The organism is Rhodococcus sp. NPDC060176 (assembly GCF_042728675.1).
Taxonomy (GTDB): domain Bacteria; phylum Actinomycetota; class Actinomycetes; order Mycobacteriales; family Mycobacteriaceae; genus Rhodococcus_F.
This window is the reverse complement of the sequence record NZ_JBHWYS010000002.1, coordinates 321,443-338,322: the sequence shown is the minus strand read 5'-3', so window position 1 is coordinate 338,322 and position 16,880 is coordinate 321,443. Positions and strand designations below refer to the sequence as shown.

Annotated in this window: 16 protein-coding genes; 15 read left to right on the top strand and 1 reads right to left on the bottom strand. The window is 64.2% G+C overall.

Annotation, left to right across the window (positions count from 1 at the left end; all coding sequences use genetic code 11):
* Positions 1-7: 7 nt before the first annotated feature.
* From aroC to aroQ, 4 genes are read left to right on the top strand one after another with little or no spacing between them, the layout of a single operon-like run.
* Positions 8-1,195 (top strand): chorismate synthase, encoded by a 1,188-nt coding sequence (gene aroC, locus ACFWEM_RS09865; RefSeq protein WP_003944974.1) that lies wholly within the window; start codon positions 8-10, stop codon positions 1,193-1,195.
* A 13-nt stretch (positions 1,196-1,208) separates the two neighbouring features.
* Positions 1,209-1,718 carry a shikimate kinase gene (locus ACFWEM_RS09860; protein ID WP_230815531.1) on the top strand — a complete coding sequence of 170 codons (510 nt, stop codon included), beginning with the start codon at positions 1,209-1,211 and terminating at the stop codon, positions 1,716-1,718.
* Between the two features lie 25 nt (positions 1,719-1,743).
* Positions 1,744-2,853 (top strand): 3-dehydroquinate synthase, encoded by a 1,110-nt coding sequence (gene aroB, locus ACFWEM_RS09855; RefSeq protein WP_283304619.1) that lies wholly within the window; start codon positions 1,744-1,746, stop codon positions 2,851-2,853.
* Positions 2,850-3,278, top strand: coding sequence for a type II 3-dehydroquinate dehydratase (gene aroQ / locus ACFWEM_RS09850; RefSeq protein WP_378445938.1), 429 nt, complete (start codon positions 2,850-2,852; stop codon positions 3,276-3,278). The genes aroB and aroQ overlap by 4 nt, the downstream gene beginning before the upstream one ends.
* Positions 3,279-3,365: 87 nt before the next feature.
* Here the strand turns inward: aroQ and ACFWEM_RS09845 are convergent, their stop codons facing one another.
* On the bottom strand, positions 3,366-3,974 hold the full coding sequence (locus tag ACFWEM_RS09845; protein WP_230815534.1) for a B-4DMT family transporter: 609 nt from the start codon (positions 3,972-3,974) through the stop codon (positions 3,366-3,368).
* A 111-nt stretch (positions 3,975-4,085) separates the two neighbouring features.
* On the opposite strand from ACFWEM_RS09845, the gene ACFWEM_RS09840 reads away from it, so the two are divergent.
* The 11 genes from ACFWEM_RS09840 (at position 4,086) to ACFWEM_RS09790 (ending at position 16,572) form a co-directional block, all read left to right on the top strand.
* Positions 4,086-5,180: a M24 family metallopeptidase gene (locus ACFWEM_RS09840; protein WP_378533166.1), complete on the top strand. Its 1,095-nt coding sequence runs from the start codon at positions 4,086-4,088 to the stop codon at positions 5,178-5,180.
* Positions 5,181-5,214: 34 nt separating this feature from the next.
* Positions 5,215-5,778 (top strand): elongation factor P, encoded by a 564-nt coding sequence (efp, locus tag ACFWEM_RS09835; RefSeq protein WP_230815536.1) that lies wholly within the window; start codon positions 5,215-5,217, stop codon positions 5,776-5,778.
* Positions 5,779-6,276 carry a transcription antitermination factor NusB gene (nusB, locus tag ACFWEM_RS09830; protein WP_214886555.1) on the top strand — a complete coding sequence of 166 codons (498 nt, stop codon included), beginning with the start codon at positions 5,779-5,781 and terminating at the stop codon, positions 6,274-6,276.
* Positions 6,277-6,482: 206 nt separating this feature from the next.
* Entirely contained in the window at positions 6,483-7,121 is a 639-nt protein-coding gene (pyrR, locus tag ACFWEM_RS09825; RefSeq protein WP_378445940.1) for a bifunctional pyr operon transcriptional regulator/uracil phosphoribosyltransferase PyrR, read from the top strand.
* Positions 7,118-8,062, top strand: a complete 945-nt coding sequence (locus ACFWEM_RS09820; protein ID WP_230815538.1) for an aspartate carbamoyltransferase catalytic subunit — start codon at positions 7,118-7,120, stop codon at positions 8,060-8,062. Before pyrR ends, ACFWEM_RS09820 begins: the two co-directional genes overlap by 4 nt.
* 26 nt (positions 8,063-8,088) lie before the next feature.
* Positions 8,089-9,396 carry a dihydroorotase gene (locus ACFWEM_RS09815; RefSeq protein WP_378445941.1) on the top strand — a complete coding sequence of 436 codons (1,308 nt, stop codon included), beginning with the start codon at positions 8,089-8,091 and terminating at the stop codon, positions 9,394-9,396.
* A gap of 6 nt (positions 9,397-9,402) precedes the next feature.
* Positions 9,403-9,969: a transporter gene (locus tag ACFWEM_RS09810; protein ID WP_003944773.1), complete on the top strand. Its 567-nt coding sequence runs from the start codon at positions 9,403-9,405 to the stop codon at positions 9,967-9,969.
* Positions 9,966-11,141: a glutamine-hydrolyzing carbamoyl-phosphate synthase small subunit gene (gene carA, locus ACFWEM_RS09805; RefSeq protein ID WP_378533164.1), complete on the top strand. Its 1,176-nt coding sequence runs from the start codon at positions 9,966-9,968 to the stop codon at positions 11,139-11,141. Before ACFWEM_RS09810 ends, carA begins: the two co-directional genes overlap by 4 nt.
* Positions 11,141-14,497 carry a carbamoyl-phosphate synthase large subunit gene (carB, locus tag ACFWEM_RS09800; protein ID WP_378533161.1) on the top strand — a complete coding sequence of 1,119 codons (3,357 nt, stop codon included), beginning with the start codon at positions 11,141-11,143 and terminating at the stop codon, positions 14,495-14,497. Before carA ends, carB begins: the two co-directional genes overlap by 1 nt.
* A complete protein-coding gene (gene pyrF, locus ACFWEM_RS09795; protein WP_378445944.1) occupies positions 14,494-15,315 on the top strand; it encodes an orotidine-5'-phosphate decarboxylase in 822 nt (273 codons plus the stop codon). Before carB ends, pyrF begins: the two co-directional genes overlap by 4 nt.
* Before the next feature lie 57 nt (positions 15,316-15,372).
* Positions 15,373-16,572 (top strand): glycosyltransferase 87 family protein, encoded by a 1,200-nt coding sequence (locus ACFWEM_RS09790; protein ID WP_378533156.1) that lies wholly within the window; start codon positions 15,373-15,375, stop codon positions 16,570-16,572.
* Positions 16,573-16,880: the final 308 nt, after the last annotated feature.

Below are 16,880 nucleotides of genomic sequence, written 5' to 3'. Positions count from 1 at the left end.
GGTCGGCGTGCTGCGTTGGATAACTGCCGGAGAATCCCATGGTCCCGCCCTCGTCGCGATGCTCGAGGGCATGGTCGCGGGGGTCGAAGTGACCTCTGAGGCCATCTCGTCCGAACTTGCCCGTCGTCGACTCGGTTACGGCCGTGGCGCGCGGATGAAGTTCGAGGCCGACAAGGTCACCATCATCGGCGGTGTCCGCCACGGATTTACGCTCGGTGGCCCCGTGGCCATCGAAATCGGCAACACCGAGTGGCCCAAGTGGGAAACCATCATGTCTGCCGACCCGGTCGACCCGGACCTGCTGGCCGATCAGGCTCGCAATGCCCCGCTGACGCGCCCGCGTCCCGGTCACGCCGATTACAGCGGCATGCTCAAGTACGGCTTCAACGACGCGCGTCCCGTCCTCGAGCGCGCCAGCGCTCGCGAGACCGCAGCTCGGGTAGCCGCCGGAACCGTTGCACGGTCGTTCCTGCGTCAGGTATTCGGTGCCGAGGTCGTCTCACACGTCATTTCCATCGGTGCTTCCGAGCCTTACGTCGGTCCCGTGCCGGAGGGCAAGGATCTGGACGCGATCGACGCGAGCCCGGTCCGCGCATTCGACAAGGCCGCCGAAGAGTCGATGATCGCCGAAATCGAATCGGCCAAGAAGGACGGCGACACCCTCGGCGGCGTCGTCGAGGTCGTCATCCACGGCCTGCCGGTCGGACTCGGCACTTTCGTCAGTGGCGCCGAGCGCCTTGATTCGCGACTTGCCGCTGCCCTCATGGGAATTCAGGCCATCAAGGGTGTCGAGGTCGGTGACGGTTTCGAAACCGCGCGTCGTCGTGGCAGCGAGGCTCACGACGAAATCCGTCCGGGCCCGGACGGCATCGTGCGCTCCACCAACCGCGCAGGCGGTATCGAAGGCGGCATGACCAACGGTGAGGCTCTGCGAGTTCGCGCCGCGATGAAGCCGATCTCGACGGTTCCGCGCGCTCTGGCGACGGTCGACATGGAGAGCGGCGAAGAGGCCGTGGCCATCCACCAGCGCAGTGACGTGTGCGCGGTTCCGGCCGCCGGCGTCGTCGCCGAGTCGATGGTTGCACTTGTCGTCGCTCAGGCCGCACTCGAAAAGTTCGGTGGTGATTCCATTGCTGAAACCACTGCCAACTACCGTCGTTACGCCGAGGGCATCGCAGCCCGACCGCCTCGATAGGACTCACGTATCGATGAAGCCGAAGGCTGTACTCATCGGTCCGCCCGGCGCCGGCAAATCGACCATCGGTCGACGCCTTGCGCAGGCCCTCGAACTCGAATTGGTCGATACAGACGCCGAGATCGAACGGACCACGGGTAGGACCATCCCGGAGATCTTCACCCACGACGGAGAGCCTCGGTTTCGTGAGATCGAGGAAGCGGTGGTCCGCGACGCGTTGCAGGCGACCGACGGAATCGTCTCGCTCGGCGGTGGTGCGATCCTCTCCGATCGCACCCGCGAGTTGCTTCAGGGACACACGGTCATCTACCTGGAGATCAGTGTCGCCGAAGGGCTTCGCCGCACGGGGGCGAACAATCATCGTCCGCTGCTGGCCGGTGGAGATCCCAAGGTCAAGTACCAGGAGCTGATGAGGCGCCGTCGTCCGCTGTACCGGCGTTCGGCCACGATTCGGATTCGGACCGACGGCCGCAGTCCGGCGCGTGTCGTCGGGCAATTGGTGTCGAAACTTCAAGACAAATGAACAACCGGAGCGGAGTAGTGGAGCAGTGACCGAACCCGTACGTGTAGAGGTGAAGACCGCAAGTCCCTACCCGGTCGTGATCGGCCGCGGCCTGCTCGGTGATCTTGTTGCCGAGTTCGACGGCGCGCGCACTGTCGCGATCTTCCATCAGCCGCCGCTCGCAGAGACCGCGGAGGCAGTACGGGCTGCGTTGGCGGAGAAGGGAATCGACGCTCACCGTATCGAAATTCCCGACGCCGAGGACGGTAAGGATCTTGCCGTCGCCGGCTTCTGCTGGGACGTGCTCGGCCGGATCGGTCTGACTCGCAGCGACGCGATCATGAGCTTGGGTGGGGGAGCGGCGACCGACCTCACCGGCTTCGTGGCAGCCACCTGGATGCGCGGCGTCAAGGTTGTTCACGTGCCGACCACGTTGCTCGCGATGGTCGACGCAGCGGTGGGCGGCAAAACCGGTATCAACACCGAAGCGGGCAAGAACCTCGTCGGTTCGTTCCACGAACCCGGAGCGGTGTTCATCGATCTCGCGACGCTCGAGACGGTGCCGCACAACGAGATCGTTGCCGGCATGGCCGAGGTCATCAAGACCGGATTCATCGCCGACCCGGTGATCTTGGACCTGATCGAAGCCGATCCCAAGGCGGCTCTCGATCCGTCGGGAACTGTTCTGCCCGAGCTGATTCGGCGCTCCGTCGAGGTCAAGGCCAAGGTCGTGGCCGCGGATCTGCGCGAGTCGGACCTGCGCGAAATCCTGAACTACGGCCACACACTCGGCCACGCGATCGAACGTCGTGAGCGGTACAAGTGGCGCCACGGTGCCGCTGTCTCCGTCGGCCTGGTCTTCGCAGCCGAACTCGGACGGCTCGCCGGTCGACTCGACGACGCCACCGCGGATCGTCACAAGTCGATCCTCGACCTCGTCGGCCTGCCGACGTCGTACGACGGTGACGCGTTCGGTGACCTGCTGAAGGGCATGCAGACCGACAAGAAGAACCGTGCCGGGCTGCTTCGTTTCGTGGTCCTCGACGGACTGGCCAAGCCGGGCCGTCTCGAAGGGCCGGATCCGAGCTTGTTGGTCGCGGCGTACTCCGCGATTGCCCGCGATCCGAGGCCGGCCGGCGGAACGGTCCTGTTGTGAGGATCAATGTCGTCAACGGACCCAATCTGGGGCGTCTGGGTAAGCGTCAGCCCGAGGTCTACGGGGCGACCACACACGATGATCTGATCGAATTGTGTGTCGCGGCGGGCAAGGATCTCGGCGTCGAGGTGACCGTTCGTCAGAGCGATCACGAAGGTGATCTGCTCGGTTGGATCCACGACGCAGCCGACGCGGGGGAGCCGGTGATTCTCAACGCCGGTGGCTTGACGCACACGTCGGTGGTCCTGCGCGATGCGTGTGCCGAACTGACCGCCGGACTGGTCGAGGTGCACATTTCGAATGTTCATGCGCGGGAAGAGTTTCGGCACCATTCCTACCTGAGCCCGATCGCAACCGGTGTGATCGTCGGACTCGGCGTCGCCGCGTATCCGCTGGCGATCAGGTTCCTCGCCGAGCGGGGCTGACCGAAGCGAAGTCGAAAGTACAGCCACACGAGTGCGGCCCCGAGGAAAATTTCCTCGGGGCCGCATTCGGTTGTGTAGACGGTGGCGTTACTGCTCGCGCTTGCCCAGATCGATCGCCGGGAATACTGCGGTATCGGCGTCGGATTCCTCGACGGACATGGCGGCTCCGCTGTATGCGTGCTGCTCGGTGGGGGAGTCGTAGCCCTCGCTGACAGGCACTGGTTCGCGATGACGCTCGTGGGTCGGGGTCTGCGGAGCTGTTCCGTTCTTGCGCTGTTCACGGCTGACGAAGAAGCGTCCGACGGTGATGGCGACCATGGCGGGGACGAAGATGAGAAGGATCGTGAACGCCGCACCAGAGGTCACCTCGAAGAACAAGCCCTGCTGGGTCAGTTCGAGGGAGGGGACCAGGCTGAGTGCCCAGCTGGCAGCGCCGGCGACGAATCCGCCGACGAGTGCAGCCTTGAGCCACAGCATGGTCAGATCGGCGCCGTCTTCGGGTTCGGGGAAGTCTCGGCGGTCACGAATGCCGTCGATACCACCCCAGATCGCGGCGAAGACGATGACGATCAACAGGGACAGCCAGCGCAGGGTGGACCCCTGAAGTGGCCACTGTGCGATTGCTGCACCGAGCAACGCACGAAACACAACATGTATCAGGGCCATGCCGAGGCCACGTACCAACCACGCATTCATGGGTACAGCCTAACTAGAACCCATTACACCTTGTGGCCTAACCCACACTTATTGCTGTAACCGTGAGTTTCGAGTTGATCGGCAGGTCTGCGCGGGCGGTAGGTTCGAGGGATGCCGGTCGACTTCAGAACACGCCGTGAATCCCTCAGACGCCTCCTCGCGGAGCGCGAACTCGACGCGATTCTCGTCACAGATCTCCTCAACATCAGATACCTCACCGGATTCACCGGTTCGAATGCAGCGCTCGTCGTCAGTGCGTCCGATTCAGCGTCCGACGAACGCGCGACGGTGATCTGCACCGACGGTCGTTACGTGACGCAGGTGGCGGAGCAGGTGCCGGACCTTCGTGCCGAAATTGCCCGTTCGAGTGCTGCGCACTTGATCGAGACGTCCACGGTGCCCGTTCTCGCGTTCGAGTCACATGTGGCGACATTCGCCGAACATCGGGCATGGACCGAGGCAGCGCCGAAGATCAGGTTCGAACCGGTGAGCGGACTTGTCGAACAATTGCGCATGGTCAAGGACGAGCACGAGGTGGAGTTGTTGCGCGCGGCGTGCACCGCAGCCGATGTCGCGTTGGCGCAGTTGATCGCTCGCGGTGGCCTGCGACCTGGCCGAACGGAACGAGAGGTCGGCCGCGAGCTGGAAAACCTGATGCTCGACAACGGCGCAGACGGTATTTCCTTCGAGACGATCGTGGCGGCCGGTGCCAACTCGGCAATTCCCCATCACCGGCCGACCGGCGCGATTCTTGAGTCGGGAGACTTCGTCAAACTCGACTTCGGAGCTCAGGTCGGCGGGTATCACTCCGACATGACCCGGACCTACGTGCTCGAGTCCGTTTCCGATTGGCAACGGGAGATTTACGAGCTCGTCGCGCGTTCGCAAGCTGCCGGTTGCGACGCCCTCGCTCCGGGTGTCGAATGTGCGGCAGTCGACGCCGCTGCCCGTGCGGTGATCGACGATGCAGGCTACGGCGAGTTGTTCCTGCACGGCCTCGGCCACGGTGTGGGCCTCGAAATCCACGAAGCACCGGGGATCGGCAAGCTCGGCACCGGTACACTTCTTTCCGGCGCGGCGGTGACCGTCGAGCCGGGCGTGTACTTCTCCGGGCGCGGAGGTGTACGGATCGAGGACACGCTCGTTGTTCGTGAGCAGGGGCCAGAGCTGCTCACACTGACCGCAAAAGACCTTACCGTCGTCTGAGACGGTTTCCCGACCCCTAGGAGACGCGAAGCAAGTGGCTTCCACCAGTGATTTCAAGAATGGTCTGGTTCTGCAGATCGAAGGCCAGCTGTGGACGATCATCGAGTTCCAGCACGTCAAGCCCGGCAAGGGCCCTGCCTTCGTGCGCACCAAGCTCAAGAACGTGCTCTCGGGCAAGGTAGTGGACAAGACGTTCAACGCCGGTGTGAAGGTCGAGACCGCCACGGTCGACCGTCGTGACATGACCTACCTGTACCACGACGGCAGCGACTACATCTTCATGGACGGCGACACCTACGACCAGGTGTCGATCAGCGAAGCCACCGTCGGCGACCAGTCGCGTTTCCTGCTCGAGAACATGGCAGTCCAGGTCGCTACCCACGAAGACGTTCCCCTCTTCGTCGAGCTTCCGGTCACCGTCGAGCTCGTCGTCAAGCACACCGATCCCGGCCTGCAGGGTGACCGCTCCACCGGCGGCACGAAGCCTGCCACCCTCGAGACCGGTGCCGAGATCAACGTCCCGCTCTTCATCAACACCGGTGACAAGCTCAAGGTCGATTCCCGTGACGGCAACTACCTCGGGCGTGTGAATTCCTGAGTGTCCGGCACACATAAGAAACTCGGTGCACGCCACAAGGCGCGCAAGCGTGCTGTCGACTTCCTCTTCGAAGCCGAAGCACGTGACCTCGATCCGGTCGCACTCGCATCGGAGCGTTCAGACCTGGCTGTCAAGGACGATGCGGTAGCGCCCGTCGCGGCCTACACCGTCACGTTGGTCTCCGGAGTTGCGGAGAACCTGGATCGCATCGATCAGGTCATCTCCTCGCATCTGCAGGATTGGACGCTCGAGCGTCTGCCCGCCGTGGACCGCGCGATTCTGCGTATTGCCGTGTGGGAGCTCTTCCACGCGACGGACGTTCCGCCGGTTGTCGCCGTGGACGAGGCTGTCGAACTCGCGAAGCAGCTTTCGACGGACGACTCTCCGGGATTCGTCAACGGAATCCTCGGGCAGGTCGTTCTCGTTGCGCCGCAGGTCCGATCGGCTGCAGCTGCGACATCTCAGCGCGCGCAGGAATCGGATTCGGGTACCGAGTAGCAAGTTTTGTTCCACCACCCGCCGTGCGAGTCGCGCGAGTGTCACAGTGCGAGTCGCACAGGTGTCACAGTGCGAGTTGTGTGTCTGCACACAACCGGTTCGAGTGACTGCTCGCACGGCGGGATCAGGTCTGTCGGCTGATAGGGTGGGGACCGTCAGACATCCTTTAACGATCCGTCCAGTGAGGCGGAGAAGGAGGTCGCTGCATGAGCGTGCCCGAAGGGTCTCGCCCATCCGATCTTGCAGGTCCAGATAACGCGAAGGCACCCGGTGCCGAGGCAAGTAGCGAGACCCGCGAATTGTTGTCCGCCCAGGATGTGGGCCGGACCATCGCGCGGATCGCTCACGAGATCATCGAGAAGACCGCACTCGACGGACCAGAGGGAACAGCCCCGCGTGTAGTCCTGATCGGTATCCCGACGCGCGGCACCACCCTCGCCACGCGACTGCGGGCCAAGATCGAAGAATTCTCCGGTGTGCGTCTTCCCATCGGATCTCTCGACATCACGCTTTACCGTGATGATCTCCGGAACAAGCCGCATCGCCCGCTCGAGCGGACGTCCGTCCCTGAAGGCGGCGTCGACAATGCGCTGGTCGTTCTTGTGGACGACGTCCTATTCTCCGGTCGCACCGTGCGTTCCGCCCTCGATGCGCTGCGCGATCTCGGCCGTCCCCGTGCGGTGCAACTCGCCGTGTTGGTCGATCGCGGTCACCGTGAACTGCCGCTGCGCGCCGACTACGTCGGCAAGAACGTCCCGACTGCGAGGTCCGAGGACGTCAAGGTTCTCCTCCAGGAGCACGACGGCAGGGAAGCGGTAGTCATCTCCGGAGGTAAGAGCGCGTGAAGCACCTTCTTTCCATCGCGGACCTCAATCGTGAATCCGCGGTAGAACTTCTCGACGAGGCAGAACGGTTCGAGCAGGCGCTTCTGGGACGCGAGGTACGCAAACTCCCGACGCTGCGCGGACGCACGGTCATGACGGTGTTCTTCGAGAACTCGACGCGCACCCGGGTGTCTTTCGAGGTGGCGGGCAAGTGGATGAGTGCCGACGTCATCAACGTCAGCGCGTCCAGTTCCTCGGTGTCCAAGGGTGAATCCCTGCGCGATACGGCGATGACCTTGCGCGCGGCCGGTGCCGACGCACTCATCGTGCGCCACCCGGCGTCGGGCGCCGCCCATCAGATCGCCAAGTGGACCGGAGCGGCCGACGACGGTGGCCCGGCAGTCATCAACGCAGGTGACGGCACCCATGAGCATCCCACCCAGGCGCTTCTCGACGCTCTGACTCTCCGCCAGCGTCTCGGCGACATCGAGGGCAAGCGGATCGCCATCGTCGGCGACATTCTGCACAGCCGCGTCGCGCGCTCCAATGCGCTGCTGCTCTCGATGCTCGGCGCCGAGGTCGTTCTTGTCGCCCCGCCGACACTGCTCCCGGTCGGTGCGCACACGTGGCCGGTCACGGTCTCGCATTCACTCGACGCCGAACTGCCCGGCCTCGACGCGGTGCTGATGCTCCGTGTTCAGGCCGAGCGCATGAACGGCGGCTTCTTCCCGTCGCAGCGCGAGTACTCGATCAACTACGGCCTGTCCGAGAAGCGACTTGCGATGCTGGCCGATCATGCGGTGGTTTTGCACCCCGGTCCGATGCTGCGCGGCATGGAGATCGCATCCGCCGTCGCCGATTCCTCGAAAACTGCTGTACTGCAACAGGTTACCAACGGTGTGCACATGCGCATGGCTGTCTTGTTCCGACTTCTGGTCGGTTCAGAGGACGGTGCGCTGTGACGAGAAACGAGAACGGAGAATCACCCGTGAGTGTCCTGCTCCGCGGAGTCCTGATCTACGGAGAAGGGGAGCCCACCGACGTACTCGTCGGCGAGGGCACCATCCTCGAGATCGGCGTGAACCTCGATCCGGCCACGGCGTCCGAGGTGATCGACGCCGGCGGGCAGATCCTGCTTCCCGGCTTCGTGGACCTGCACACACATCTGCGTGAGCCCGGTCGCGAGGATACCGAGACCATCGAAACCGGCAGCTCGGCAGCCGCTCTGGGTGGATACACCGCGGTCTTCGCGATGGCCAACACGAGCCCCGTCGCCGATTCGGTGGTCATCACCGACCATGTGTGGCGACGCGGGCAGGAAGTCGGCCTCGTCGACGTCCATCCCGTCGGCGCAGTCACCGCGGGCCTCGAAGGCAAGCAACTCGCCGAGATGGCGACCATGGCGGCCGGCGTCGGCAAGGTCAAGATGTTCTCCGACGACGGTCACTGCGTCTACGACCCACTGATCATGCGTCGCGCGCTCGAATACTCCAGCTCGCTGGGCGTTCTGATCGCGCAGCACGCCGAAGAGCCGCGCCTGACGGTCGGTGCGGTTGCGCACGAGGGTCCCACCGCTGCACGTCTCGGCCTGGCCGGGTGGCCGCGAGCAGCCGAAGAATCGATCGTCGCTCGCGACGCACTGCTCGCGCGTGACGCCGGTGCCCGCGTTCACATCTGCCACGCATCCACCGCCGGAACCGTCGAACTCGTGAAGTGGGCTCGCAGCCAAGGGATTTCGATCACCGCCGAGGTCACGCCGCATCACCTGCTCCTCGACGATTCACGTCTCGAGACGTACGACGCGATCAACAAGGTCAACCCTCCTTTGCGTGAGGCCAGCGATGTTGCTGCCCTGCGCAAGGGACTGGCCGAGGGCATCATCGACTGCGTCGCGACCGACCATGCTCCGCACGCCGAGCAGGACAAGTGCTGCGAATTCGCAGCTGCTCGCCCCGGAATGCTCGGCCTCGAGACAGCGCTCTCGATCATCGTGCAGACGATGGTCCAGCCTGGCCTGCTGGACTGGCGCGGTGTTGCCCGGGTTATGAGTGAGCGCCCCGCGGCAATTGTGGGCCTCGATGATCAGGGCCGCCCGATCGAGGTGGGGGAGCCCGCCAACCTGACATTGGTCGATCCTTCGGCCGAGTGGACGGTCCACGGCCCCGACCTGGCGAGTGTCGCGCATAACACTCCGTACGAGTCGATGACATTGCCCGCTCGGGTCACGACCACACTGTTACGTGGCCGCATCACCGCACACGACGGGAATGTGCGGCTGCGGAGTAGCGAGGAGTAGCGCGTCATGGACAGAGCACTGTGGATCATCGGTCTGGCGATCTTCTGGGTCGCGATGATCGGCCTGATGTACGTCGGCTGGCGTGGACGCGCTCGACGCCAGAAAGACAAGATCGGCGAGTTGCCGACGGTACCGGCAACTCTGGGTGAACTGCTCGTCCTGCCGACCACCGGCCTGTACGTCGGCAGCACCATTGCGCCCAGCTGGCAGGACCGCATCGCCGTCGGCGACCTCGGTTTCCGCGCCACCTGCGAGATCAGCCGCTACAGCGGCGGAATTCTCGTCGAGCGTGACGGTGCGTCGGCGATCTGGATCCCGGAGAAGTCGATCCGCGCGATCCGCACGGAGAACGGTCTCGCCGGCAAGGTCATGAGCAAGGACGGCGTCCTGGTGATTCGTTGGGAATTGCCGAGCGGAACCGAGATCGACACGGGCGTGCGCGGTGACGACAAGACGGTTTATCCGGACTGGGTCAAGCCGGTAACTGCTTCGAACAAGACTGCTTCGAACAAGACGAATGACAATGAAGACGCAAGCTCTGGCGACATCGAGCAGAACGGAAAGAACGCATGAGCGGCTTTGACAACAGCCCCGCAGTACTGGTCCTCGAAGACGGACGGGTGTTCCGCGGAACCACCTTCGGTGCGGTTGGACAGACCCTGGGCGAAGCGGTGTTCAGCACCGGAATGACCGGCTACCAGGAAACGCTCACCGACCCCAGCTACCACCGCCAGATCGTGGTCTCCACTGCGCCGCAGATCGGCAACACCGGCTGGAACGACGAGGACGACGAGTCTGTCGGACCGACCGGCGACAGTTCCGGAGCGAAGATCTGGGTTGCCGGCTACGTGGTCCGCGATCCTTCTCGGGTTACTTCGAGCTGGCGTGCAACGGGCTCGCTGCAGGCCAAGCTGGAAGAGCAGGGAATTGTCGGAATCGCCGGGATCGATACTCGCGCCCTGGTGCGCCACCTGCGCACCCGCGGCTCGATGAAGGCCGGTGTCTTCTCGGGTGAGGCAATTGCCGCCGATGACGAGTTGGTCCGACGGGTTCAGGATCAGCCGACCATGCTCGGCGCCGATCTTGCCGGTGAGGTCAGTACCACCAGTGGCTACGTCGTCGAGCCGAAGGGCGGGGAGGCGCTGTACACCGTTGCCGCCATCGACCTCGGTATCAAGACCAACACCCCGCGCATGTTCGCCGAGCGTGGCATCCGCGTGCACGTGTTGCCGTCGAACGCGAGCCTCGAGCAGATTCTCGACCTGAAGGCAGACGGAGTGTTCCTCTCCAACGGTCCGGGCGACCCGGCCACCGCGGACGGCGCCGTCCACCTCACCAAAGAGGTCATCGGGCAGGGCTTGCCGCTGTTCGGTATCTGCTTCGGCAACCAGATCCTGGGCCGCGCCCTCGGCCTGAGCACGTACAAGATGAAGTTCGGCCACCGCGGCATCAACATCCCGGTGATCGAGCATCAGACGGGTCGCATCGCGATCACCGCGCAGAACCACGGCTTCGCGCTCGAAGGCGAAGCCGGTCAGGAATTCGACACACCGTTCGGTCGCGCCGTGGTCAGCCACACCTGCGCAAACGACGGAGCCGTCGAAGGTGTTCGCCTGCTGGACGATTCGGCCTTCTCGGTGCAGTACCACCCGGAAGCCGCAGCCGGACCGCACGACGCTGCGTATCTCTTCGACCGCTTCACCAGCCTGCTCTCCGCACGGAAAGAAACCGGAGTCAAGAACTAATGCCACGCCGTACAGATCTCAAGCACATCCTGGTAATCGGCTCCGGTCCGATCGTCATCGGTCAGGCCTGCGAGTTCGACTACTCGGGCACCCAGGCCTGCCGCGTCCTCCAGGAGGAGGGCCTGCGCGTCAGCCTGGTCAACTCCAACCCCGCCACCATCATGACGGACCCCGAGTTCGCCGACGCCACGTACGTCGAGCCGATCACGGCCGAGTTCCTCGAGAAGGTCGTCGCCAAGGAAGCCTTGCAGGGCAACAAGATCGACGCCGTCCTCGCGACGCTCGGCGGTCAGACTGCTCTCAACGCCGCCGTGGCGCTGCACGAGCAGGGAATCCTCGAGAAGTACGACGTCGAACTGATCGGCGCCGATTTCGACGCCATCCAGCGCGGCGAGGATCGCCAGAAGTTCAAGGACATCGTCGCCAAGGTCGGTGGCGAATCCGCGAAGTCCGCGGTTTGCTACACGATGGACGAAGTACATGCCACGGTCGCAGAACTCGGTTACCCGGTTGTCGTGCGCCCGTCCTTCACAATGGGCGGCCTCGGTTCCGGCATGGCGTACGACGTCGACGATCTCAACCGGATCGCCGGTGGCGGTCTGGCTGCCTCGCCGACGGCGAACGTCCTCATCGAGGAATCCATCCTCGGTTGGAAGGAATACGAACTCGAACTCATGCGTGACAGTCGCGACAACGTCGTGATCGTCTGCTCCATCGAGAACGTCGACCCCGTCGGTGTCCACACCGGTGACAGCGTGACGGTCGCCCCGGCGATGACGCTGACGGACCGCGAGTACCAGGCGATGCGCGACCTCTCCATCGACATCCTGCGTGAGGTGGGCGTCGACACCGGCGGCTGCAACATCCAGTTCGCGATGGACCCGGCCGACGGCCGCCTGGTTGTCATCGAGATGAACCCGCGCGTATCCCGCTCGTCGGCTCTGGCGTCCAAGGCGACCGGCTACCCGATCGCGAAGATGGCCGCCAAGCTGGCCATCGGCTACACGCTCGACGAGATCGTCAACGACATCACCAAGGAAACCCCGGCCTGCTTCGAGCCGACACTCGACTACGTCGTCGTCAAGGCTCCGCGGTTCGCTTTCGAGAAGTTCCCGGGTGCCGACGGAACGCTGACCACCACGATGAAGTCGGTGGGTGAGGCCATGAGCATCGGCCGCAACTTCACCGAGGCTTTCGGCAAGGTCATGCGTTCGCTCGAGACCAAGCGTGCGGGTTACTGGACCGGCGCCGACATCGAGACGGAGAGCCTGGACGCACTGCTCGCCGATCTGAGCGTTCCGCAGGACGGCCGCATGTACGGCATCGAGAAGGCATTCGCGCTCGGCGCAACTGTCGAGCAGCTCTTCGACGCCACCAAGATCGATCCGTGGTTCCTCGACCAGTTCCAGCAGATTCACGAGCTCGGTCAAAAGCTGCGCGCTGCAGAGTCTTTCGACGAGGCTTCCCTGCGTCAGGCCAAGTACCACGGCATCTCGGACCGCCAGATCGCGGCTCTGCGCCCCGAACTCGGTGGTGACACTCACGCAGGTGAGGACGCCGTTCGCGCTCTGCGTGATCAGCTGGGCGTGCGCCCCGTCTACAAGACCGTCGACACCTGCGCCGCAGAGTTCGAGGCCAAGACGCCGTACCACTACTCGACCTACGAGCTCGACCCCAACGCCGAGTCCGAAGTTGCTCCGCAGACCGAACGACCCAAGGTTCTGATCCTCGGATCCGGCCCCAACCGCATCGGTCAGGGCATCGAGTTCGACTACTCGTGTGTCCACGCGGCGCAGACGCTGTCCGAAGCCGGGTACGAGACCGTCATGGTCAACTGCAACCCCGAGACCGTCTCGACGGACTACGACACCGCTGATCGCCTGTACTTCGAGCCGCTCACGTTCGAGGACGTCTTCGAGGTCTACCGCGCGGAGGCGCAGTCGGGCACCGTTGCCGGCGTCATCGTTCAGCTCGGCGGCCAGACCCCGCTCGGATTGGCGAAGCGTCTCGAAGCTGCCGGTGTCCCTATCGTGGGAACGAGCCCCGCAGCCATCGACCTGGCCGAGGACCGCGGCGAATTCGGTCGCGTGCTGACCGAGGCCGGTCTGCCCGCACCGAAGTTCGGCACCGCCACCACGTTCGACGGCGCCCGCGAGATCGCAGCCGGCATCGGCTACCCGGTGCTGGTGCGTCCGTCGTACGTGCTCGGTGGACGCGGCATGGAGATCGTGTACGACGAGGCTTCCCTCGCCGACTACATCTCGCGTGCCACGGAGATCTCCGACGACCGCCCGGTCTTGGTCGACCGCTTCCTCGAAGACGCAGTCGAGATCGACGTCGACGCTCTGTGCGACGGCACCGAGGTGTATCTCGGCGGCGTCATGGAGCACATCGAGGAAGCCGGCATTCACTCCGGTGACTCGGCGTGTGCGCTTCCGCCCATCACCCTGGGCCGGGCGGATCTCGAAAACGTCCGCCGTTCCACCGAGGCTCTCGCGAAGGGCATCGGCGTAAAGGGCCTGCTCAACGTCCAGTACGCCCTCAAGGACGACATCCTCTACGTGCTGGAAGCGAACCCCCGCGCCAGCCGCACGGTTCCGTTCGTGTCCAAGGCGACCGCCGTGCAGCTGGCCAAGGCATGTGCCCGCGTGATGCTCGGCGAATCCATCGCCGATCTGCGCGCAAGCGGCATCCTGCCGGCGACCGGCGACGGTGGAAACACCCCGGCCGGTGCACCGATCGCGGTCAAGGAAGCTGTGTTGCCGTTCAACCGCTTCCGCCGCGCCGACGGTACCGGCGTGGATACCTTGCTCAGCCCGGAGATGAAGTCCACCGGTGAGGTCATGGGAATCGACTTCGACTTCGGTACGGCTTTTGCCAAGTCGCAGACCGCTGCCTACGGATCGTTGCCCACCACGGGCGCGGTGTTCGTCTCGGTCGCCAACAAGGACAAGCGTTCGCTGATCTTCCCGGTCAAGCGCCTGGCAGATCTCGGATTCACCATCCTTGCTACTGAGGGAACCGCAGATGTGTTGCGGCGCAACGGTATCGAGTGCAAGCAGGTCTACAAGCAGTCGGGTGAAGATGTTCCCGCAGGCGCCGAGACCATCGTCGACCAGATCCGCAGCGGTGAAGTCGCCATGGTCATCAACACGCCGTACGGCAACAACGGCCCGCGCGTCGACGGTTACGAGATTCGAAGCGCAGCAGTCGCGTCGAACATCCCGTGCATCACGACGGTCCAGGGCGCCTCGGCGGCTGTGCAGGGCATCGAAGCGGCCATCCGCGGCGACATCGGAGTTCACTCCCTGCAGGAACTGCACGCAGGTCTTCGTCAGCCGGCACAGCAGTCGTGAGTCACAGTTGGGGGCATCGTCTCCGGTCCGCGATCGCGGACCGGGGGCGGCTGTGCGTCGGTATCGACCCGCATCCCGCGCTTCTCGACGCGTGGGGACTGCCACGTACGGCTGAAGGCCTCGAGACTTTCGCCGAGATCTGCGTCGAGGCGTTCACCGGTGAGGTGGGGCTCGTCAAACCTCAGGTTGCGTTCTTCGAGGCGTACGGCAGCGCCGGCTTCGCCGTCTTGGAGCGGACCATTTCGGTCCTTCGCGATGCGGGAACGCTTGTCGTCGCGGACGCCAAGCGTGGTGACATCGGGTCGACCATGGACGCGTACGCACAAGCCTGGTTGGGCGATTCGCCGTTGACCTCCGACTCGGTCACCGTCTCGCCGTACCTGGGGTTCGGGGCGCTGGCTCCCACACTCGAACTGGCAAGACAGAACGCACGCGGGATCTTCGTGCTGGCACGAACGTCCAATCCCGAAGGTGGCGTCCTTCAACAGTCGTCGGCCGACGGTGTGAGTGTGGCTCAGTCGATCGTCAACGCTGCGGTCGACGCGAACGCAGACGGCCGCGACACCGTCGGACTCGTGGTCGGTGCCACTCGGGACCACGGACTTGACCTGTCCGACTTCAACGGCCCGATTCTCGCTCCGGGGCTCGGCGCGCAGGGCGCGACGGCAGCGGATCTCGCAGACATCTTCGCGGGATCGACGGAACTCCTGCTGCCGAACACTTCCCGTGGGGTGCTCCAGCATGGTCCTTCGGTATCGGCACTTCGGGAGGCAGCAATGCGTGACCGGGACGAGATCGAAGCCGCATTGGCGAACTGATCCGTGAGTGACCTCGAGGCTCGTTCGAGCGGTGGAACCCGGTGGTACCGTCCGTCGGTGAATCGTTGGTGGCGGATCGGACTTCTCATCGCGGCGTGTGCGCTGCTGGCCACCGGGTTCCAATCCGTCACCGGCGTACACGGCGACGATCTCGCCGTGTACCGGACGGCGGGCCAAGCCGTCCTCGACGGCTCGAACCTGTACGACGAGTCGTTCAACGCGAGATTGCCGTTCACGTATCCGCCTTTCGCTGCGCTCGTTGCCGTTCCGGTCGCCCTGGGTTCCTGGGGTGCGGTCCAGTGGGGATGGAGTTTTGTCAGCCTCCTGATGCTGGCCGCGATCATCGTGCTCAGCTATCGCGAAGTCCCGTTCACACGTCGGCGGCCCGTCGTCGTCTACGTGGGTTTCCTGGTCCTGTGGACGGTGGCATCTCCGATCTCCGATCACCTCGGGTACGGGCAGGTCGGATTGTTCCTGACGCTCCTGTGCCTGGTCGACGTGCTGGCTCGGCCACGGTGGATTCCCGAGGGTGTGCTGGTGGGGATCGCCGGGGCGGTCAAACTGGTGCCACTCGTCTACATCGGCTACTACGTGATCACCGGGCGTTGGAAAGCAGTTGCGGGCGGCCTCGCCGGCTTCCTGGGCGCCACGGCGCTCGGCTTTGCCGTTCTCCCGCGCCAGACGATCGACTACTTCGGTGACATCGCCTCACTCTCCGGACGCGTCGCGGTCGGTGACCCGTCCGTGTTCGGCAACCAATCCGTGCGTGGGATGGCCTTGCGGCTACTTCCCGAGGGCCTGGTGGGTCCCGCATGGCTCTTCGCCTGTGCAGTGTTGGGTGTCCTCGGAATCGTCGCAACGCGGCGTGCTCAGCGCCTGCGGGGTGATCTTGCCGGTTTCACGGTGGTGGCTCTGCTGGCGGCGATCGTGACGCCCATTGCCTGGACCCACCATTTCGTGTGGTTGGTGCCTGCGGTGGGCGTGCTCCTGGTGCCGATCAAGTCGGGGATGGGGGAGGACACTCGATCGGTGCCCGTGTGGTCCTGGATCGCGATCGCCCTCACCGCTGCCGTCGTACTGTTTCGGCTTCCTCGCGTCGGCGCGGACATGGATGTCCCGGTCTTCGGCTTCGTTCTGGAGAATTCATTGCTCTGGGCGAGTCTCGCGGTGGTTCTCGCTCTGGCTGCCCCCGGCGTGAGCCGCACCGAACCCGAGACGGTCGACGCCGACGATCCGAAATCGTCGCTGCAGACCTGAAAACAGGCCGCGACACGCGCATAGGCGCCGAAAATGCTCGAAAATTTTGAATGTGTCAGCGACCACGTTCATTCCGGCAGGTAACGATTTCGCACACATACACGGGGCCGTCGTGCCGCAATTGTCGAAATACTTTGTGTTACAGTCTATTTCGGTATTGTACGCACGTTCATGTTGCGCCGAATCCGTCTCGATCTCACCGAAAATGGCGACGATCCGTGACATCGATTCGTCGCGCATAACCCACCGCGATCCGCATCGGACCGCGGGGGGTGGGTTAGCAATTCGCGCCAGGCGTGAGTACGGTC